19 protein-coding genes are annotated in these 19,352 nt (G+C 71.5%); 7 read left to right on the forward strand and 12 right to left on the reverse strand.

Annotated elements, in window-relative coordinates:
* Positions 1–97: 97 nt before the first annotated feature.
* Complete coding sequence (locus ACH45E_RS14760) at positions 98–2,611, forward strand: SpoIIE family protein phosphatase (RefSeq protein ID WP_361438965.1); 2,514 nt, start codon at positions 98–100, stop codon at positions 2,609–2,611.
* On the opposite strand, the gene ACH45E_RS14765 is transcribed toward ACH45E_RS14760, so the two are convergent.
* From ACH45E_RS14765 to ACH45E_RS14785, 5 genes are read right to left on the reverse strand one after another with little or no spacing between them, the layout of a single operon-like run.
* The gene (locus ACH45E_RS14765) at positions 2,578–3,816 is read right to left on the reverse strand and encodes a cytochrome P450 (protein ID WP_361438963.1); all 1,239 of its coding nucleotides are present in this window, start codon (positions 3,814–3,816) and stop codon (positions 2,578–2,580) included. The genes ACH45E_RS14760 and ACH45E_RS14765 overlap by 34 nt on opposite strands.
* Before the next feature lie 40 nt (positions 3,817–3,856).
* Positions 3,857–5,056, reverse strand: coding sequence for an FAD/NAD(P)-binding oxidoreductase (locus ACH45E_RS14770; RefSeq protein ID WP_361438961.1), 1,200 nt, complete (start codon positions 5,054–5,056; stop codon positions 3,857–3,859).
* Complete coding sequence (locus tag ACH45E_RS14775) at positions 5,053–5,253, reverse strand: ferredoxin (RefSeq protein WP_361438959.1); 201 nt, start codon at positions 5,251–5,253, stop codon at positions 5,053–5,055. The genes ACH45E_RS14770 and ACH45E_RS14775 overlap by 4 nt, the downstream gene beginning before the upstream one ends.
* Positions 5,237–5,923, reverse strand: coding sequence for a TetR family transcriptional regulator (locus tag ACH45E_RS14780; protein ID WP_361438957.1), 687 nt, complete (start codon positions 5,921–5,923; stop codon positions 5,237–5,239). The genes ACH45E_RS14775 and ACH45E_RS14780 overlap by 17 nt, the downstream gene beginning before the upstream one ends.
* A 2-nt stretch (positions 5,924–5,925) precedes the next feature.
* Positions 5,926–7,191: a cytochrome P450 gene (locus ACH45E_RS14785; protein WP_361438955.1), complete on the reverse strand. Its 1,266-nt coding sequence runs from the start codon at positions 7,189–7,191 to the stop codon at positions 5,926–5,928.
* Between the two features lie 399 nt (positions 7,192–7,590).
* Between ACH45E_RS14785 and ACH45E_RS14790 the strand changes: the two genes are divergently transcribed.
* The 3 genes from ACH45E_RS14790 (at position 7,591) to ACH45E_RS14800 (ending at position 10,401) form a co-directional block, all read left to right on the forward strand.
* Positions 7,591–8,436, forward strand: coding sequence for a class I SAM-dependent methyltransferase (locus ACH45E_RS14790; RefSeq protein ID WP_361438953.1), 846 nt, complete (start codon positions 7,591–7,593; stop codon positions 8,434–8,436).
* A gap of 115 nt (positions 8,437–8,551) precedes the next feature.
* Positions 8,552–9,484 (forward strand): NAD(P)-dependent oxidoreductase, encoded by a 933-nt coding sequence (locus ACH45E_RS14795; RefSeq protein ID WP_361438951.1) that lies wholly within the window; start codon positions 8,552–8,554, stop codon positions 9,482–9,484.
* A complete protein-coding gene (locus ACH45E_RS14800; protein ID WP_361438949.1) occupies positions 9,481–10,401 on the forward strand; it encodes an RNA polymerase sigma-70 factor in 921 nt (306 codons plus the stop codon). Before ACH45E_RS14795 ends, ACH45E_RS14800 begins: the two co-directional genes overlap by 4 nt.
* Positions 10,402–10,410: 9 nt before the next feature.
* On the opposite strand, the gene ACH45E_RS14805 is transcribed toward ACH45E_RS14800, so the two are convergent.
* A complete protein-coding gene (locus ACH45E_RS14805; protein WP_361438947.1) occupies positions 10,411–11,061 on the reverse strand; it encodes a DedA family protein in 651 nt (216 codons plus the stop codon).
* A gap of 174 nt (positions 11,062–11,235) precedes the next feature.
* On the opposite strand from ACH45E_RS14805, the gene ACH45E_RS14810 reads away from it, so the two are divergent.
* On the forward strand, positions 11,236–11,562 hold the full coding sequence (locus ACH45E_RS14810; protein ID WP_361438945.1) for an SCO4225 family membrane protein: 327 nt from the start codon (positions 11,236–11,238) through the stop codon (positions 11,560–11,562).
* A 47-nt stretch (positions 11,563–11,609) separates the two neighbouring features.
* Here ACH45E_RS14810 and ACH45E_RS14815 read toward each other — a convergent pair whose 3' ends face one another.
* The 3 genes from ACH45E_RS14815 to ACH45E_RS14825 form a co-directional block, all read right to left on the reverse strand.
* On the reverse strand, positions 11,610–12,143 hold the full coding sequence (locus ACH45E_RS14815; RefSeq protein WP_361438943.1) for a GNAT family N-acetyltransferase: 534 nt from the start codon (positions 12,141–12,143) through the stop codon (positions 11,610–11,612).
* 4 nt (positions 12,144–12,147) lie between these two features.
* Positions 12,148–12,642, reverse strand: a complete 495-nt coding sequence (locus ACH45E_RS14820) for a lamin tail domain-containing protein (protein WP_361438941.1) — start codon at positions 12,640–12,642, stop codon at positions 12,148–12,150.
* A gap of 328 nt (positions 12,643–12,970) precedes the next feature.
* A complete protein-coding gene (locus ACH45E_RS14825; protein ID WP_361438939.1) occupies positions 12,971–13,330 on the reverse strand; it encodes a transglycosylase family protein in 360 nt (119 codons plus the stop codon).
* Positions 13,331–13,581: 251 nt separating this feature from the next.
* Between ACH45E_RS14825 and ACH45E_RS14830 the strand changes: the two genes are divergently transcribed.
* Positions 13,582–15,444 (forward strand): N-acetylmuramoyl-L-alanine amidase, encoded by a 1,863-nt coding sequence (locus tag ACH45E_RS14830; RefSeq protein WP_361439161.1) that lies wholly within the window; start codon positions 13,582–13,584, stop codon positions 15,442–15,444.
* 56 nt (positions 15,445–15,500) lie between these two features.
* Positions 15,501–16,238, forward strand: coding sequence for a 4'-phosphopantetheinyl transferase superfamily protein (locus ACH45E_RS14835; protein WP_361438937.1), 738 nt, complete (start codon positions 15,501–15,503; stop codon positions 16,236–16,238).
* Here ACH45E_RS14835 and sbnA read toward each other — a convergent pair.
* The 3 genes from sbnA to ACH45E_RS14850 are packed head-to-tail and all read right to left on the reverse strand — an operon-like array spanning position 16,193 to position 19,351.
* Entirely contained in the window at positions 16,193–17,227 is a 1,035-nt protein-coding gene (sbnA, locus tag ACH45E_RS14840) for a 2,3-diaminopropionate biosynthesis protein SbnA (protein ID WP_361438935.1), read from the reverse strand. The genes ACH45E_RS14835 and sbnA overlap by 46 nt on opposite strands.
* Positions 17,228–17,279: 52 nt before the next feature.
* Positions 17,280–18,350: a 2,3-diaminopropionate biosynthesis protein SbnB gene (gene sbnB / locus ACH45E_RS14845; RefSeq protein WP_361438933.1), complete on the reverse strand. Its 1,071-nt coding sequence runs from the start codon at positions 18,348–18,350 to the stop codon at positions 17,280–17,282.
* On the reverse strand, positions 18,347–19,351 hold the full coding sequence (locus ACH45E_RS14850) for a TauD/TfdA family dioxygenase (protein ID WP_361438931.1): 1,005 nt from the start codon (positions 19,349–19,351) through the stop codon (positions 18,347–18,349). The genes sbnB and ACH45E_RS14850 overlap by 4 nt, the downstream gene beginning before the upstream one ends.
* Position 19,352 lies beyond the last annotated feature (1 nt).

A 19,352-nucleotide genomic window follows, 5' to 3' on the forward strand; every position in this document is an offset into this window, starting at 1 on the left:
GAAATGTTGACGCTCTTCATCACCGTATGCACATCTTTGGCAGCATTTAAGCTGATGAGTGCTGATGGAGCCGTTCATCCATGAGGATGAGAATTTGGTGACGAAAGAGCAGCCGACGTCCGAGCTGCCTCGCCTGCCCGGAGCAGTGCAGGCCGAGGGCCTGCCGTTCCAGCAGCCCGCCCTGGCCGCCGCTCGCGCCGCTGCTCGGGGTGCGTCCCTGGTGGCCGCCACGCTGGGGGCGTTGGGCCTGGTCGGCTGGATCCTCGGCATAGACGCGCTGAAGACCGTGCTGCCCCGCGTCGACTCGTCCATGAAGCCGAACACCGCTGTGGCTCTCCTGGCGCTCGGCTTCTCCCTGTTCCTGGTGGCCCGCAGGCCCGCGACCCGGCGAACGATCGCCGTGGCCCGTGCGGCAGCCCTCCTGGCCGTCCTGATCGCCGGGCTCACCATCGCGGAGTACGTGACCGGAGCGCGCCTGGGCATCGACGAGCTCCTCTTCGACGACGACACCGCGCGGGTGGCGACCGGGGTGCCCGGACGCATGGCACCGAACACGGCCGCGGCGCTGGCGCTGACGGGCCTGGCGTCATGGTGCGCGAGCACCTCCCGCCTGCCCGCCTGGACGAGTCAGATCCCCGGCCTGGCCGTCTTCGCCCTGGGCATGGCGCGGCTCTACGCATTCGCCTACGACGTCCCCGAACTCGAACGGTTCGGCGGCTACACGGGCATGGCCCTGCACACGGGGCTCGCTCTCGTCCTGCTCGGTATGGCCGCCTTCCTGACCCGGCCCGACGAAGGCGTCGCAGGCCTGCTGACGAACGCGGGCACCACGGGCGCGCTGGGCCGCCGGCTGTTCGCCACCGCCCTGGTGGCGCCGCTGCTGCTGGGCTGGGCCGTCCTGGCAGGGGAGAACGCGGGGCTGTACGGGTCGCGGCTGGGCATCGCGCTGCTGGTGTGCGGCCACGCGGTCGTGTTCTCCGCGATCATCTTCGGCGCCCTGGTCGTGGGCTGCCGTGTCGAGGTGGCGCACGCCCGCGCCCAGTGGCAGGTACGGCAGACCGAACTGCTTCAGGCGTTCATGGACCACACGCCCGCGGTGGTGTTCATCAAGGACCTGGACGGTCGCTACCTGGCGGTCAACGCGCAGTTCGAGGAGAGCACACACCTGCCCCGCGAGCGGGTGCTGGGCCGCCTGGACCGGGACGTCATGCCGCCCGACCTCGCGCGTCACGCGCGGGACGCGGACCTCGCCATGCTGGCACAGGGCACTCCCGTGCAACGGGAGGAGCTCCTCGCCCTGCCGGAAGGGCCGAGGGACGTCCTCACCACTCTCTTTCCCCTCAAGGATCCGTTCGGTACGCCCTACGCCGTGTGCGGTGTCGTCACCGACATCACCGAACGGGTCGCGGCCCAGCGCGAGGTCCAGCGGGCCAACCGGCGCTTTCTCGCGCTGCTGGAATCCGCGCCCGACGCCACCCTGATCACGGACGGCCGGGGCACCATCGTCATGGCCAACGCCCAGGTGGAACGCTTGTTCGGTCACGGGCCCGGCGACCTCACCGGCACCGCGGTCGTCGACCTCGTGCCCCGATCGGGGCGTCGGCGGCACAGCGCGCTCCTCGCCGCCTACCTGCGGCTGCGCGACCCGAGGCCGATGATCCTGGACAAGGGATTGTGCGGGCTGCACAGCGACGGCAGTGAGTTCCCCGTGGAGGTGAGCGTCAGCAGCCTGAGGGCCGAACAGGAAACGCTGGTGTTCCTGACCGTGCGGGACATCACCGAACGCAGACAGGCCGAGGCCGAACGCGCCGAGCGCTACGAGCAGCACCGGCGCATCGCCCACACCCTCCAGCACAGCCTGATGGGGGAGCCGCCCCGCCTGCCGTACCTGCCCAGCGCGCACCGGTACCTGGCGTCCGTGCAGGACCCCGGGGTCGGCGGAGACTGGTTCGACATCATTCCGCTGGACCAGGACCGCACCGGCGTCGTCATCGGCGACGTGATGGGCCGCGGCCTGGAGGCGGCAGCCGTCATGGGCCAGCTCCGCGCGGCCTCCCACGCACTGGCGCGCACGGGCGTACCGCCCAGCCGGCTCATGGCCGGACTGGACGCGTTCGTCGACGACCTGGCGGACCAGCTCGTCACCTGCCTCTACCTCGTCATCGACCAGGCGGTCGGCGAGGTCACCCTGTGCTCGGCCGGACACCTGCCGGTCATCGCCCTGGCCCCTGACGGCCCTGCCCGCCGGCTGCGGGCACCGGTGAACGTGCCGCTGGGCGTCAACGATCCGTCCGTCGGCGCGGTGCCGTTCCAGGAGACGACCCACCCCCTGCCACCGGGCAGCACCCTCGCGCTCTACACCGACGGGCTGGTCGAGAGACCCGGCACCGACATCGACGCCCAGATCGATGTCCTCACCCACACCCTCCAGGTCGCGCTGAAGGGTGCTCCCGCGGACCCCGAGATTCTCGACCAGGCCGCGGCACGGCTGATCGAAGCCCTCATCCCGGACACCGCCGCCCACGACGACGACGTGACGCTCCTCCTGCTCGCAGTGCCCGCCCCCGAGGGGCCGGGCTACCAGGTGACCGGCAGCTCGTACACGCCGTAGATCACCGAGTCGTACTTGAAGGGAACCCGGTCCAGGCCGGTGGCCAGGCGCAGGGTGGGGAGGCGGCGGAAGAGGGTGGGGTAGACGACCTGGAGTTCCATGCGGGCCAGGGGCTGGCCCAGGCAGTGGTGGGTGCCCGCGCCGAAGGCCTGGTGGTGCCGGGCCTGGCGGGTGAGGTCGAGGCGGTCGGGGTCGGGGAAGACGGACGGGTCGCGGTTGGCGAGTTCGCCGAGGAGGATGACGCCTTCTCCGGCGCGGATGGTGTGGCCGGCGATCCGGATGTCCTCCAGGGCGGTGCGGCGGCGGCCGAGGTGGACGACGGAGAGGTAGCGCAGGAGTTCCTCCACGGCGGAGACGATCGCCGCGGGCTCGTGTGCGTCGCGGACCAGGGCGAGCTGGTCGGGGTGCCGGAGGAGCAGCAGGGTGCCCAGGCTGATCATGTTGGCGGTCGTCTCGTGGCCGCCGAGCAGCAGGAGCACGCCCATGGTGGCGGCCTCGCGGCGGGTCAGCTCGCCGGCGTGGATGCGGGCGGCGAGGGCGGACAGCAGGTCGTCACCGGGGCGGGTGAGCTTCGTCGCCACCAGGTCGTCCAGGTACTGGGCCAGATCGGTGTGCGCGGCGTGCCGTTGCCCGGCGGTGGCGACGGCGGACACGAGGGTCTTGCTGTTGGTCTGGAAGAAGTCGTGGTCCTCGTAGGGGACGCCGAGCAGGTCGGAGATGACCAGGGAGGGCAGGGGCAGGGCGAGTGCCTGGACCAGGTCGGCGGGCTGGGGACCGGCCAGCATGGTGTCCAGGAAGTCGTCGACCATGCGCTGCACGGCCGGGCGCAGGGCCTCGACCCGTTTGATGGTGAAGGCACCGCTGACCATGCGGCGCAGCCGGGCGTGCTCGGGGTCGTCCATCCCGACGAAGCTCAGGTCGGTGGCCGTCTGCTCGCCGCCGCCGTGGTGGGGGACGGGGCTGGGGAAGCCGGGGTGGGCGAAGTCGGCGCTGAGTCGGGGGTCGCCGAGCAGTGCCTTCTGCTCGGCGTGGCCGGTCACCGCCCACGGGGTGCTGCCGTCCCAGGACCGGACGCGGGTCAGCGGGCCCCGGAGGGCGAGGCCGCGCAGTTCGGGGGAGGGGTCGAAGGGGCAGGCGGAGGACCGCGGAGGGGGGAACCGGGGGATGTCGGCCGACGCGGGGCCGGTGACGGGTGCGGTGGTCATCGTCGTCCTCGAATGGTCGGGGCGGGAGTGTGCGGGGCGGTCAGGTTCGGGTGGGGGTGGGTGTGGGCGCGTGCGTGGGCTCGGCCAGGTGGGCCTGGCGGTGCAGGCGTGCCTGTTTGGGCATGTTCCAGCCGAGGACGGCCGTGACCCGGCCCGCACGCCGGTAGAGCGCGACGAAGCGGCGGTCGGTCAGGGAGCCCTCGACGACGCTCACTTCGGCGTCGGCGCCGGGGCGTCCGTAGACGTGGATCCTGGCGTCGAACTGTTCGGTCCAGAAGTAAGGGACGGGGGTGTAGGGGCGCCGCTCGCCGAGGATGTCCGCGGCGACGGCGGCGGCCTGTTCCACGGCGTTGGTGCGGTTCTCCAGCCGCCACAGCTCGCCGGCACCCGGGTGGTGCCAGCGGGCCACGTCACCGACGGCGTAGACACCGGCGGCGGCACGGCAGTGGGCGTCGCACACGACACCGTCGTCCAGTCGCAGACCGCTTCCGCCGAGCCAGTCGGTGGCCGGAGCGGCGCCGACGGCGACCACCACGAGGTCCGCCGGCAGCGTCTGGCCGTCGCCCAGCCGCACCCCGGTGACCGTGCCGTCGTGCCGGCTCAGGCCCTCGACCGGGGTGCCGAGGCGCAGGGCGACACCGTGCCGCAGGTGCAGTGCCGCCAGCTCCCCCGCCACCGCGGAACCGAACTGGCTTTCAAGAGGGGCACGTTGGGGGCCCGCCAGCGTCACGTCCACGCCCATCGCGCGTGCGGTGGCGGCGATCTCGGCGCCCAGCACGCCGTCGCCGACGACCACCGTGCGCGGCGTGGTCAGCAGGCGGGCCCGCAGGGCCAGTGCGTCGTCCAGGGTGCGCAGTACGCGCACCGAGGCCGGCGCCTCCCGACCGGGCAGGGTCCGCGGCCGTACGCCGGTGGCCAGGACCACGGCGTCCGCGCGCAGTACACGCCCGGACGCCGTGTGCACGGTGCGGGTCGCGGCGTCGAGCGCCACGGCGGGATCGCCGAGGACGAACTCGGCGCCGAGTGCCTGCAGCGCCTCCGGGGCGCGCAGCCGCGCCCGGTCGGGCGACCAGGTGCCGGAGAGGACCTGCTTGGACAGCGGCGGCCGGTCGTAGAGCGGACGGGACTCCGCGTCCAGCAGGGTGAGGCGGCCGTCGTAGCCCTTGCGGCGCAGAGTCTCGGCGGTGGCGAGGCCGGCGACGGAGGCCCCGACGATCAGGACGTGGGCGGGTGCGGTCACCTGGTCTCGCTCAACTCGATCGCCGCGGCGGGGCAGACGCTCGCGGCCTCGCGGACCGCCGTGTGGTGCTCCTCGGCGGGCTCCGTGCCGAGGAGGACGACGATGCCGTCCTCGTCGCGCTGGTCGAACACCTCGGGCGCGATGAGCACGCACTGACCGGCGCCGCAGCACTTCACTTCGTCAACGGTGATCTTCATAGGGGGCTGTCCTTGCGTGTGGGGGGCGGGGGGTGACGGGGGCGAGGAGCAGGCCGGTGACGGCGTCGGTCAGTGCCACGGCCGTGTCCTCCCAGGAGGTCAGTCGGGTGTGGGTGCCCTCGGCGAGGGCGCGTTCCCGCTCGGCGCAGGTGTGGATGATCAACTGGCGCGCCATGTCGCCGCGTTCGGCGCGTACCTGAGCCGGTACGGAGGCGAGGCGACGGCCCAGGCCCTGGAGGATGCGCCACAGGGGCTCCCGGGCGAGGGCCTCGTCGGTGATGATCGCCCGCAGGACGGGATCGGTCATCACCTGCGCGGCGAAACGGGCGTGCCAGGACGGGGTGCCGAGCGTGGCGAGGTGCTCGGGGACGGGCCGGACGAGGCAGGCCACCCAGTCCCGGACGTCGTCGCTGCCGCCGATCTCGTCCAGCATGCGCAGCCGGATGCGTTCGACCGCCTCGGAGTGCCTGCGCATGATGGCCCGGACGAGGCCCGCCCTGGTGCCGAAGTGGTAGGCCACCGCCGATACGTTGCCCTGCCCGGCCGCCTCGCTGATCTGCCGGCTGGAGACCGCGAGCAGGCCCCGCTCGGCGAAGAGCCGCTCCGCCGCGGCCATGATGGCCTCGCGGGTCTGGCCGGAGCGTTCGGTGGACACGACTTCGGCGCTCATGGTCACCACCGCACGGGAAGCTCACGCAAGGGGCGCGTCAGGAGGCCCTCCACCTGCTCCAGTTCGCTTGCGTCGACCGCCAGTTCCAGACCGGGCAGGCGGCGCAGCAGGACACTGAGCACCGTCTGCATCTCGGTCCGGGCGAGCGGCTGGCCTAGGCAGGAGTGCGGTCCGGCGCCGAAGGTGAGATGCGGGTTGGGGGTGCGGGCCACGTCCATCTCGTCCGCGTGGTCGAAGGCGTCCGTGTCGCGGTTGGCCGCGGCCATGCTGCACACCACGGTGGTGCCGCGGGGTACGACCGTGCCGCCGACCTCGATGTCCTCGTGCACGTAGCGGACCATGCCGAACGCGCTGCCGTTGGGGTCAAAGCGCAGCGCCTCCTCCACGGCCGGGCGGACCAGGGAGGGATCGGCCAGCAGCCGCTCCCAGCGACCGGGCCGGTCCGACAGCAGGTGGGCCAGCATCTTGGCGATGAAGCCCGCGGTCGTCTCGTGCCCGGCGATCAGCAGTGCCTGCCCGGTGGCGGTGAGCGCGGCGTCCGACATGGGCCTGCCCTCGGCGTCGGTGGCACTGATCAGCAGGGTGAGCAGGTCCTGTTCCTCTTCGGCGACGGCCTGTCCGGCCACCGCCTGCCCGGCCGGCGTCGTGCGCTTGTCGGCGATGAGGCCGGACATGTACGACTCGAAGGCGCGGTAGGCCGCCGCCACTTCGTCCGGGGTGTACCTGGTGGTGCTGAGGAAGGTGTCGGACCAGAGCTTGAACTCGTCGCGGTCGCTTTCGGGGACGCCGAGCATGGAACAGATCACGTACACCGGCAGCGGGAAGGCCAGATGCTCGACGAGGTCGGCCGGCCGTCCCTGTTCCACCATGGCGTCGACGAGCCGGTCGGCCGTCGCCTCCATCGCCGGACGCAGGGCCCGCATGCGCTTGGCGGTGAACCACCGGCCCAGCATGCGCCGCCACCGCTCGTGGCCCTCGGCGTTGAGCGTCTGGGCCATGGGGCTGGTGAAGACGCTCGACTCGCCGTCGGCGACGCGCGCAGCGTCGGGGCTGGTGGCGCCTTCCCGGCTCAGCCGAGGGTCGCTCAGCGCCAGCCGCACGTCGGCGTACCGGGTGAGCAGCGCGGCCTCGTCCCCGCTCGGCAGCGCGACCCGGGCCACCGGGCAGCGCCGGTGCAACTCGACCCATTCCGTGGGGGGTTCGAGCGCGGCGGGACCGGTGAGGGGGTAGGGCAGCAGTGCTTGTTCCTGTCCTCGTGCGGGGGACACACGGCCTCCAGTGGGGTGGGGCGGCTGATCAAGCGGACGCTTCCCCTCCAGTGAAGTTAAAGCGACTGCATTAATCAAGCGGCTGACTTAAAAGTGGCCGAGATGCGACCACGGGGGTTCCCTGGGAGCCGGTCACGGACCTTACGAGACGCTGACCTCCGGGCCGGTGGGCACCGCGCCGGCCGTCCGGTGTGGCACTCTCGGGCTGCCCCTCGCCGAGCGGGTGGGTACTCCGCGGTCATTGGAGAAGCGGCTGCCGCGGAACGGGCGCCCCGGACAGGTCCGGGGCGCTCCGCTCGCGGTCGGTTCACACCTCGCAGCCGAGGAAAACCGGTACGTGGCGGACGCGCGCATCGCGTACGGTGATCGCCCTTCGCCGACTCCTGGAGCGGAATCGACATGCCTGACGGATGGCAGTGGGACAGCACCCTGTTCCGGGGAAGCGCGGCCTACTACGAGCGCGGCCGGCTGCCGTACGCCCCGGGCTTCGAGGAAACCCTGGCCACGGCTCTCGGTCTGGACGGGCGGGGCCGGCTCCTCGATGTCGGCTGCGGGCCCGGCATCGTGACGCTCGCCCTGGCGCGGTTCTTCGCCGAGGCGGTCGGCATGGACCCGGACGCGGACATGCTGGCCGAGGGCGAGCGGCGGGCCGGGCACCGCGGGGTGACCAACGTGCGGTGGGCGGCAGCCCGCGCCGAGGACCTCCCCGCCGGTCTGGGCGAGTTCCGTGCGGTGGTGTTCGCCCAGTCCTTCCACTGGACCGAGCGCGATCGGGTCGCCGCGGCCGTGCTGCGGATGCTGGAGCCGCAAGGCGCCTTCGTCCACATCAGCGACCACAAGAACCCGCCCGCCGCACCGACGCCCCTGCCGCTGCCGGAACCGCCGTACGCGCGGATCAGCGAGCTGGTGCGGCGGTACCTGGGTCCGGTGCGCCGCGCCGGGCAGGGAACGCTGGTCAACGGCACGCCGGGCCGGGAGGACCTCGTCCTGGCCCGGGCCGGCTTCGGGGACTTCGAACGGCATGTCGTGCCGGCCGGTGAGGTGGTGCACCGCAGCGCCGACGACCTCGTGGCGTATGTGTTCTCCCGATCCGATTCCGCCCCCCACCTGTTCGGCGGCCGTCTGGGGGAATTCGAGCGAGACCTGCGCGCGGTACTGCGGCAGGCTTCTGCCGACGGCCGCTTCGCGGAGCATCTCCCGCCGACCGAGATCATGACCTGGCGCAAACCGGACGGTGCGCGGTGACGGCGACGCCGGGATGACCCGCTTCGTCCCCGGCTTCTCCTCCCATGTCACAAACGGCCGGTGCTGTCTCGTCTCGGGTGTCGGAGACAGACTCTGCGTCGGGAAGGTGACGATCATGCGGGTTTTCGTGGCGGGCGGGACCGGGGTTCTGGGGCGGCGGCTGGTACCGCGGCTCGTGGCACGGGGCCACCAGGTGACGGCCACGACCACCAGCGCGGCCAAGCTGGGCGCGCTGACGCGGCTGGGCGCGGACGGTGTCGTGATGGACGGACTGGACGCGTTGTCGGTCGGTGAGGCCGTGGCGGCCGCCCGGCCGGACGCGATCGTGCACCAGATGACGGCGATCTCCCCGGCACACGCCGGCAAGCCCGATCTGAAGCACCCGGACCGATGGTTCGCCACCACCAACCGGCTGCGCACCGAGGGGACGGACCACCTGCTGGCCGCCGCCGAGGCGACCGGCGTCCCCCACGTCGTCGCACAGGGCTACGCCAGCTGGAACGGAATCCGCGAGGGCGGATGGGTGAAGACCGAGGAGGACCCGCTGGACACGCTCGAGGGGACGGCGGCGCACAAGGGGCTGAAAGCGCTGGTCCATGTCGAGGACGTGGTCCTCGAAGCCGGCGGTGCGGTCCTGCGCTACGGCGCGTTCTACGGCCCGGGCGCCATCGACGACCAGGTCGAGCTGCTGCGCAAACGGCAGTACCCGCTCGTCGGCCGCGCCACCGGCTACAGCTCGTGGGTGCATCTCGACGACGCGGCGAGCGCCACCGTGCTGGCCCTGGAGCAGAAGGCGACGGGCGTGTTCAACATCGTCGACGACGAACCCGCCCCGGCGAACGAGTGGCTGCCCTGTCTGGCCGCCTGCGCGGGGGCGAAGCGGCCGATGCGGGTCCCGGTGTGGCTGGCCCGGCTGCTGGCCGGGGACCAGGCGGTGGTGATGATGACCGAGGGACGCGGTTTCTCCAACGCCAAGGCCAAGCGGGAGCTCGGCTGGGAGCTGCGCCATCCGTCGTGGCGGCAGGGCTTCAAGGAGGAGCTGGCGTGAGCCGGGCCGAGGAGTTCGAGGAGCTGCGGTCGCTGCTGTTCGCTATCTCGTACCGCATCCTGGGCAGTGTGAGCGAGGCCGAGGACGCGGTCCAGGAGACCTGGCTGCGCTACGAGGCCTCGGCGACCCGGCCCGTCTCGACCAGGGCCTTCCTCTCGGCGGTGGTGACCCGGCTCTCGATCGACGTGCTGCGGTCGGCCCGGGTGCGGCGCGAGGAGTACGTGGGGCCGTGGTTCCCCGAGCCGCTGCTGACCGACCCGTACCAGGATCCGGAGCGCGCGGCGGAACTGGCCGACTCGGTGTCGATGGCGGCGCTGCTGCTGCTCGAGCGGCTGAGCCCGCTCGAGCGCGCGGTGTTCGTGCTGCGAGAGGTGTTCGGTTTCGGCTTCCCGGAGATCGCGTCGGCCGTGGGGCGCTCGGAGGCGGCGTGCCGCCAGCTCGCGGTCCGGGCGCGCCGCCACATGGACGCCGGCCGCCCCCGGTTCGAGGCCGACCGGCGCGAGCGCGACGCACTCGCCGGGCGGTTCCTCGAAGCCTTCCGGGAGGGGGACGTCGAAGGGCTGCGGGAACTGCTCGCCGCCGACGTGCACATGGTCGGCGACGGCGGCGGCAAGGCCCCGCTGTTCGCCGAACGCGTCACCGGTGTCGAGGACGTGGCCCGGGTGCTGGCCTCTCTCGTCCCGCCGTTCGCCCAGATCGGCGGGACCGTGCAGCCGCACGAGGTGAACGGCCGGCCGGGCGCGGTCTTCCGCGACCGGGACGGCAAGGTCATCAACATCTGGACGCTCGAGATCCTCGACGGACGGATCCAGACGATCCGCACGGTGCTCAACCCCGACAAGCTCGGTCACATAGGTCCCGTGGCGGACGCCTGGGCGCTCGTCCGCGAGACGGACCTGGCCCGCCGGCTCCCGTGAGCGCCGTGGTCAGCTCCCCGTCGGACGAGAGGGATCCCGCCGGTCGTGCCGCGACCGGCGGGCCTCCGCCAGCAGCGGCAGCAGCGAGAGAACGACGATCACGGCGACGAGGAGCAGCAGATAGTCGTCGATGTGGGCGACCGACGAACCCAGGAGATATCCGGCGAGTACGAGGCTCTGGGACCAGAGCAGGCCGCCCACGATCTGCCAGACCGTGAACGTCCGCGCGGGCACGCCGAGCGCGCCCGCCGCCGGGTGCAGCACGGTCCGCACCATCGGGACGAAACGGCCGATCACGAGCGCCTTGCCGTATCCGTAGCGGGCCAGGAGCCGCTCCGCCCGTTCCGCCCCCTCCCTCACCCGCCGCCTCGAGGTGCGGGCCAGCAGGGGCCGTCCGCCGTGCCGCCCGAGCAGATAGCCCACCTGTCCGCCCGCCACGGCGCCGACGGCCGCGCACACCAGCACCTGCCACAGCTCCAGCCGCGGATCCTGGTCACCACTCGCCGCGCACAGCACACCGGCCGGGAACAGCAGTGTGTCGCCGGGCAGGAAGAACCCGACGACCAGCAGGCCCGACTCGGCGAAGAGCACCACCAGGACCCCCAGCGCGCCGAAGGCGGCGAGCAGCGACGCGCTGTCCGTCGGGTTGACGGCGATCACATCCCTCGCCTCCCGGTCCGCTCCTGAGTCGATCGCTGCCTCTCGAGTTTCCCGTGATCGCGCCACAGATGCAGTTGGGCAGGGCGCGTGTACGCATGTGAGTACGGGTACTCAGGCCACCGTCGCCGGCTCACGGGATCGTGGGAACCCGGAAACGGCCTTGGGAGGCTCGACATGGACGCGGACCGGCGCTCCTTCACCGCGACGGTACGGCACTGCCTGTTCAATCCGGCGGCCGTGGGCTATCTGACGGTGGTGGCCGCCGTCCTGATCTGGGTCGGGGCGGACACGCTGTTCGTCGAACACCAGGACGCCAGTCTCGCCGGAGTGCGGGCCTTCGTGGTCACGGCCCCCACCTCCTGGCTCTTCCTGTTCCTGCCCGGCCCGCTCCTGTGGACCGGGGTCGTCGTCGGCGCCCTCGTCCAGGCAGCGGTGCTCGGCGCCTTGTACCGCCGGCTCTCCGCCCGCACCCACCACCGCACCCGCACGAGCGGCGCGTGACGGCGCGGGAACGGAGGCGGTAGCCGACGATCAGGGCAGGCCACGCGCTACGACGTGACCCCGCCGGGCCCGGCCGGGCGGAGCTCCCACCTGATCTCACCGTCATGCCGGTGACCGGTGGGAGCCAGGCCCGCGGCGGCGGCCACGGCAGCGGATGCCCGATGGTCCGGATGGATGTGGGCGCGGATCACCCGCACGCCCTGCTCCGGCAACCAGGCGATCAGTCCTCGCGCCGCCTCCGTGGCGATGCCGCGTCCCTGCCACGGGGTGCCGACCACCCACGCGACCGCGGCCGCGGAGCCGTGCTCGGTGGCGGTGATCGTCGCCTGCACCGTTCCCGCCAGGCGATGTTCCTCGCGGAGCCGGATCACCCAGTTCCACCACGTCTCCCGGGGATCGGGCGAGCCCGCCACCAGGCGTTCGTACCGCGCCCGCAGAGCTCGCGGAGAGTGCGGGGCGCCGCCGATGAAGACATGCAGAGCCGGGTCGGACAGCACCTCGGCCATCTCGTCCGCGTGCCCGACGGCGAGCGGCACCAGACTCAGCCTGGCGGTCTCGACGGCTTCGATCCGACGGGGCACGCGGTCAGCCGTGGTACGTGATGTAGCCGTTGCCGTCCGGGTCGGAGCCCGCCTTGGTGTACGAGTGGGTGTCGGCGTGGGATCCGGAGGGCTTGAAGAGGTAGATGGTGTCCTTGTCGTTGTTCCATATGAAGTTGCAGTTCTGGCGGTAGACCACGTTGTGGGCGTCGGAGTCGGTGCCGTGGCCGCCGCGCAGCTTCACGTAGTCGCCGGGCTGAAGGTAGTGGTCGGCGGAGAAGGTGAAGTGGTTGCCGGTGGCGTCCTTGACGACATAGCCCTTGAGATTGACCGTCGCGCTGTGTGAGTAGTTCTTGATCGTCAGGTACTCGTCCCTGGTGTTGCCGCCGGAGCACCGGTTGGAGTCCGGGCCCGGAGCGTCGTACTGCACGCCCTTGATCTTCAGGGCGGAGGTGTACTCGGTGGCCTGCGCGGGCGCGGCGGTGAGCACGGCGGATATGACGGCGGTGGCGGCGGTGGCCACGGCGTAACGGGTACGCATGAGGAGTCCCCCCTCGGTGGTACGGATGAAGCGCCTGGAGCCTACACAAAAGGCGACCGCAAGGTGATGACTTGGTGTGGGAATGGTGAAGGCTGGGTAATCGGAGTCGCCCCGGCTCCCTCCCAGGAGTGGAGCAAGTGCGGCTCGGTGGCTACCGGTTCACCGGTATGGGCGAGGACGCGAACGGCGGCCGTCACTGGTCACCGGGTCCTGCGAGGCGGGCACGCGGTCGCTGCCCGGCGTCCGCCATGCCCCAGCCTCCGCCCATGCGGACAGTACGGGGCCGCGGGCGGGCGGCCTTCAGTCGGCTGCCCAGGCCCGGCAGGCCTCACGCGCATGCCCAGGCATTCATGCCCTGGAGGGCGGCCAGGCGCCGGGCCACGGCGATCTGCTGTCTCTTCGTCGCCAGGTCGGCCCGGGGGGCGTACTTGAGTCCGCCGGCGGCGATCCAGCTCGACTGCTTGAACTGAAGGCCTCCGTAGTGGCCGTTGCCGGTGTTCGCGTGCCAGCGCCCGCTCGATTCGCATCTCGCGATGGCGTCCCAGTCGGTGCCCAGCGCCGCGGCCTGCGCGGACGGCGTCGCGGTCGTCAGTAGGGCCGCGACCAGCGGGAACAGCCCGAGCGGCAGGCGGCGCCCCTTCTTCGGTCTGCTGTACCCGACCTGATTACTCTCATAGTTTGAAATCATGTCAAATGACAGTAATGGCTGAATGTTCATTCCGCCCGAATTGACGTCCTTTCAGGCGATGGCACACCCCCGTCGGTGCGGGCCGTCGGGCCGCCCCTGTGAGCCGCGAGGCGTGTGCTAGTTTCGGCAACTGCCCGCTCAGGGCGGGGGGTTGGAAAGGGAAGTCCAGGACCTTGATAACGAGACGCATCATCCCTGCGCGGGGCCGCGGCACCGCGCTCGTCGCGGCCGGGCTGCTGGCCGCGGCCGGCATGTCCGCGCCCTCCGTGGCGGTCGCCGCGCCCGGCGGCGCATCCGCGGTCACCTCGGCGGCATCCCAGCGGCAGCACCAGTTCGCCGCCGCGGCCGCCGAATACCGGGTACCGGTGGCGGTCCTGCTGGCCGTCGCGTACCAGCAGTCGGCCTGGGAGACGCATCAAGGCAGGTACAGCGCCGACGGCGGCTACGGGCCCATGCACCTGACGGACGTGACCCCGGCGATGCTGGCCGGTGGCGACACCGGAGCGGCCGGCCGGGCCGATCTGGCGAAGACGGCGGCGGCGCCCGCGCTGCACACCCTCGAAAAGGCGGCCCGCCTGACCGGTCTGCCGGTCCGCGCGCTGCGCACGGACCCGGCGGCCAACATACGCGGCGGCGCCGCGCTGCTGGCGTCGTATCAGAGGGAATCGACCGGCGAGCTGTCCCGCGACCCCGGCGCCTGGTACGAGGCGGTGGCCCGGTTCAGCGGCTCCACCGAGCGCCGGGCGGCGACCGCGTACGCCGACCGGGTCTACGCGACCCTGCGTGAGGGGGCCTCGCGCACCACCGACGACGGCCAGCGGGTCACCCTGCGCGCCGTGGCGGGCCTGCGTACGGCCGGCTCGCGGTCGACCGTGCGGAAGTCGGTCACCGCCCAGGACGGCACGGCGGAGTGTCCCGTCACCGTGTCGTGCACCTTCGTCGCGGCGTCCCCCTCGAACGGGCAGGTCTCCAACCGCCCCGCCAACGGCATCCGTATCGACTCCATCGTCATCCACGACACCGAGTCGTCCTACGAGTCCGCGATCAACATCTTCCAGACCCCCGGCGGCGGTTCGGCGCACTATGTGATGCGCTCCTCCGACGGCGCGGTGACGCAGATGGTGCCGACCAAGGACCTCGCGTTCCACGCGGGCAACTACTCCGCCAACATGCACTCGATCGGCATCGAGCACGAGGGCTACGCCGCCCACGGCGGCACCTGGTACACCGAGGCCCAGTACGAGGCCACGGCGGAACTGGTGAAGTACCTGGCCGCCCGGTACGGCATCCCGCTGGACCGCCAGCACATCCTGGGACACGACAACGTGGCCGGGCCCAGCACGGCGCTGGTCTCCGGGATGCACTGGGATCCGGGACCGGCATGGGACTGGGAGCACTTCATGGGTCTGCTCGGGGCTCCGGTCACCGGGCGCCGCGGCGTGGGCCCCGTCGGTTCGGTGGTCACGATCACCCCCGGATTCGACCGCAACCAGCAGACCGTCCAGGTCTGCCCGTCCGACGACCCGACCGGTGCCACCACGGAGTGCACCGAGCGGCCCGGTCCGGCGAACTTCGTGTACCTGCGCACCGCGCCCCAGGCGGACGCCCCGCTCTTCGGCGACCAGGCGGTGCACCCGAACGCCGCGGGCACCGACCGGATCAACGACTGGGGCGGCACCGCACAGGCCGGCCAGCAGTTCGTCGTCGCCGGGCAGGAGGGCGACTGGACGGCGATCTGGTTCAGCGGGTCCAAGGTGTGGTTCCACAACCCGGGCGGCTGCGACACCACCCGCGCCGAGGGTGTGACGGTCGTCCGTGCCTCCGGGGACGCGCCGGTGCCGGTCTACGGCTCCAGCTACCCGGACGCCTCCGAGTACCCGTCCGGCCTGGGCGCCTCGACCCAGAAACCGCTGGCGCAGTACACCGTCCCGGCCGGCCAGGCCTACGTCGCCACCCAGCCCCCGGCCGTCACCGACGACTACTTCCCGTCCAGCGGCAGGGTCGTCCTCGGCGGCAAGAGGATGTACACCGTCCAGTACAACCACCGGGTGGCCCTCGTCTACGCCGGCGATGTCACGGAGGCCACGGCGGCGGACCCCGAGCGGGCCGAATGAGCCGGGCGGTGCGGTGGAGAGATGCACCAGGCATGTAGGCGGGCGAAACTGCTGATATGACCTGGCCGTCGCAGTCGATCGCCGGGCTCCTGCCCGACGTCGCGCGCGCCGCGCAGATCGTGGGGCGCGACAGCGATGTGCGGCTGCTGCCCGAGGAGGCCGCGGCTCTGGGGCGGGTGGCGGAGGACAGGGAGTGGGCCTTCGCCGCCGGCAGGACCTGCGCCCGGCGCGCCATGCGGGCTCTGGGGCGGCCGGCCTCCGCGATCCTGATCGGGACGCAGCGCGAACCGGTGTGGCCGCGGGGGGTTGTCGGCAGCATCACGCACTGCCGCGGCTACTGCGCCGCCGCGGTGGCGCTGGAGCGGGACCTGGCTTCGCTGGGCATCGACGGCGAACCCCACGACGGACTGCCGGGCGGCGTCCTGCACGTCGTCACCAGCCCTGCGGAAGCGGCGGCTCTCGACGACCTGCCCCGGGGGCACGTCCACTGGGACCGGGTGCTCTTCAGCGCCAAGGAGAGCGTCTACAAGGCGTGGTTCCCGCTGACCCGTAAGTGGCTGGACTTCACGGACGTGTTTCTCACCTTGGACCCGTCCCACGAGACCTTCCACGGGCGTCTGGCCGAGCCCGTCCTCGACCCGACGGCGCCGGCCGGGTTCGACGGGCGGTTCGCGGTGCGCGCCGGCTTCGTGCTGACGGCCGTGACGGTGGCGCGGTCGCGAGGAGCGGGGGCCCGCGCGACGGGCGCCTATGGCGTGCCGGGCGACCGCACCGACGGCGCCGGCCGGGCATGACGGGCCTGACGGGGATCGGTGTCGGACCGCGTGTCGGTGGGGAAGAGGTCGTCGCCGTAGAGGGCCTGGATCCAGTTGGCCTGGTAGATGGTGTCGAGATAGCGCTCGCCGAGATCCGGGGCGATGGCCACCGCGGTGGGGCGTTGGTCGTCGCGGCGGGACAGCCAGTCGATCGCCCCGCTGACCACGGTGCCCGTGGAGCCGCCGAAGAGGAAACCGTGGCTGGCCAGACGATGGCAGGCCCGGATGGTGTCGGCCTCCTCGACCTCGATGGCCTCGTCCACGTACGACGTGTCCAGCAAGGGCGGCCGGATGCTCATGCCGAGCCCGGGGAGCATCCGGCGCCCCGGCGCGCCGCCGAAGGTCACGGAGCCGACCGTGTCGACCGCGACGATCCGCACGGGGCGGTGCCAGTGCCTGAACCAGCGGGCACACCCCATGAGCGTTCCGGTGGTGCCCGCACCGACGAACAGGACGTCGAGATGAGGGAACCAGCGAGCGATGGCCGGTGCCGTCCGGTGGTAGTGAGCCTTCCAGTTGTGCGCGTTGGTGTACTGGCTCAGCCACACACACCGGTTGTCCCTGAGGCACAGTCCGCGGATGTACTCCAGACGGGCACCGAGGTAACCGGTGTCCGGGCTGGGCTCGGTGACGACATGGACATGGGCGCCGAGCGCCTCCATCAACAGCCGGGTCGACAGGTTGCAGCGGGAGTCCGTCACACACAGGAACCGGTAGCCCTTGCTGGCCGCTATCACGCTCAGCGCCACGCCCATGTTGCCCGACGAGGACTCCACCAGGACCGAGTCGGGTGTGATGAGCCCCTCCTGTTCCGCGGCCTCCACCATCTCCTTCGCCGGTTTCAGTTTGATGGAGCCGGCGAAATTGAAGCCTTCGCATTTCAGGAACAGCGGAAACCCGAAGATCGACCGGAGGTCGACGTAGAGGTCTTCCTCGTTGAAGCCGGAGGGCTCCGAGATGACGGGCACGATGGCCTCCGTTGGTGAGAGCGGCGCAGTGCCTGATAGTGCCGCCGACCGCTCATCCGTAGCGGTTCAGCTCGTGGAAGAAGTCATCGACGACATGCAGTTCTCCCAAGTCGGCGAGTCGGTCGTAGACGTACTTGCCCAGGGCCAGGTCGAGCACCCCCAGGCCGAAGGGTGAGAAGACCACCGGCCGGTCCGCCGGTGGTGTCACGCGCCCGTCCATGACATCCGCCAGGGTGCCGTCGAGGAACTGACGGTTCCCGGTGAGCTGTTCGGTCAGGTGCGGTGATGTGTCGGCCCGCAGGCAGTGGTCGGTGTCGTCGACGATGTTGGCCGACGCGAGGAGAACCGCGGGCGCCAGGTCGCGCAGTGACACGTGGAGAACGACGGGACGGTGCGCGAACCATGCCGGGTCGTGGATGTGGGGACGGGCGGCGACCGTGGCGAAGACGACCAGGTCGCTGAGGCGGATCACCTGTTCGGCGCTGTCGTGCACGGTGATGTGCCCCGTGGTTCCGGACTGCTCCAGGCAGCAACGGAAGGCCGCGGCGTTCTCGCGGGACAGGTCGAACACGCCGATGTTCTCGAACGACCAGCCCGTGCCGGCCAGGAACGTGTGGATGTAACGGGCGATCAGTCCCGTGCCGACGAAGCCGACGCTCGCCGGGCGCGGCCGGCGCCGGGTGAGCCGGTCGGCCGCCAGCGCCGCCGACGCGGCCGTTCGGGAAGCGCTGATGATCGAACTCTCGAGGCACGCGAACGGGTAGCCGGTGTCATGGTCGTTGAGGATGAGTACCGCCGATGCCCGCGGGATGCCGGCCGCGACGTTCTGCGGGAAGCTGGAGATCCACTTGAGGCCGTCCACCCGTGTCTCGCCTCCGAGCGAGGCGGGCAGCGCGATGATCCGGGACGTCGGACGATCGTCGAAACGCAGGAAATAGGAGGGCGGGTTCACCGAGTCGCCTTCGGCGTGCAGCCGGTAGGCGTCCTCCACCAGTCGCACGATCCGCTGTTCCCGCCCCTGCAGCACACCCCGCACCTGCGCGCCGGAGATGACGGCGAAGGGAGGCACACGCAGCGGCCCGGAGGGTGCGAGCCGGGCGGCGGGGGAGTAGGTGGTGGTCATGACGGGAGCACCTCCACGGTCGGCGAGCAGTCGGCCAGCAGCACCGCGTCGGCCAGGGCGGCAAGCACCTCGCGCCGTCCTTCGTAGGCCTCTCGGCTGTGCGCGGTGCGCAGGTTGTCGACGAGCAACAGGTCACCGTCCCGCCATGGTTCACGTACGGTGTTGGCCTGGTAGACCCCGTTGATGAGGTCGACGGTCTCCCGCGAGATCGCGTCGCCGTTCCCGTAACGGGTGTTGAACGGCAGCCCGTCGGCGCCGTAGAGATCCACCAGGTACTCGCGGATCTCGGGATCCAGTGTCCATTCGCTGAGGAACGCGATCTGGTTGAACCAGCAGCGCCGCCCCGTGAGCGGGTGACGGATCACGGCGCTGCGGCGCTGGCCGGTGCGCAGACCGCCGTCGGGTTGCCAGGCGAACTCGATCGCCGCGGCACGGCAGTAATTCTCGACGGTCGTACGGTCGTCGGTGCCGAACGCATCGGCCCAGGAGGCGCCGATGTCGTCGTTGTAGTTGCGGATGAGCAGCCATCCTTCGCGCTCGAACCGTTCGACGAGCTCGCCGGGCAGGGCGTCGAGCACGGTGGGTGAATCGGCGAGCGCCGTCGCTCCGCCGCTGTCGGGCGCACTCAGGCAGGCGAATTGGAGCATGCCCGGGAACCGGAGGGCGTAGCTGAGCTCGTGGTGCATGCACATCGGTTGGTTGGGCGGCCACTTCGACGACGAGTACACGCCGTTGCCGTAGGACCGCCGGGCCGCGAACGCTTCCCTTTCGTCCATCAGGCCCGAGGCCAGCCGGCTGAAGACCGAGGCCGTCGCGGGCAGGTCACGAAGACCGAGACCGCGGACGAGAACGGCACCGTGCTCGGTGACGAGGTTCCGCAGCTTGTCGCGGTGTTCGGCCGCCCAACGGGAGGGATCGTCGATCGGACCGGTCGTCAGGACCGGCACCCGGTCGAGCCGCACGTCCGGCTCCAGTGGTCGGCTGGTGAATGAGGAGGACATC

Origin of the sequence: Streptomyces sp. NPDC020299, from assembly GCF_044387825.1 — a bacterium.
GTDB lineage: Bacteria > Actinomycetota > Actinomycetes > Streptomycetales > Streptomycetaceae > Streptomyces.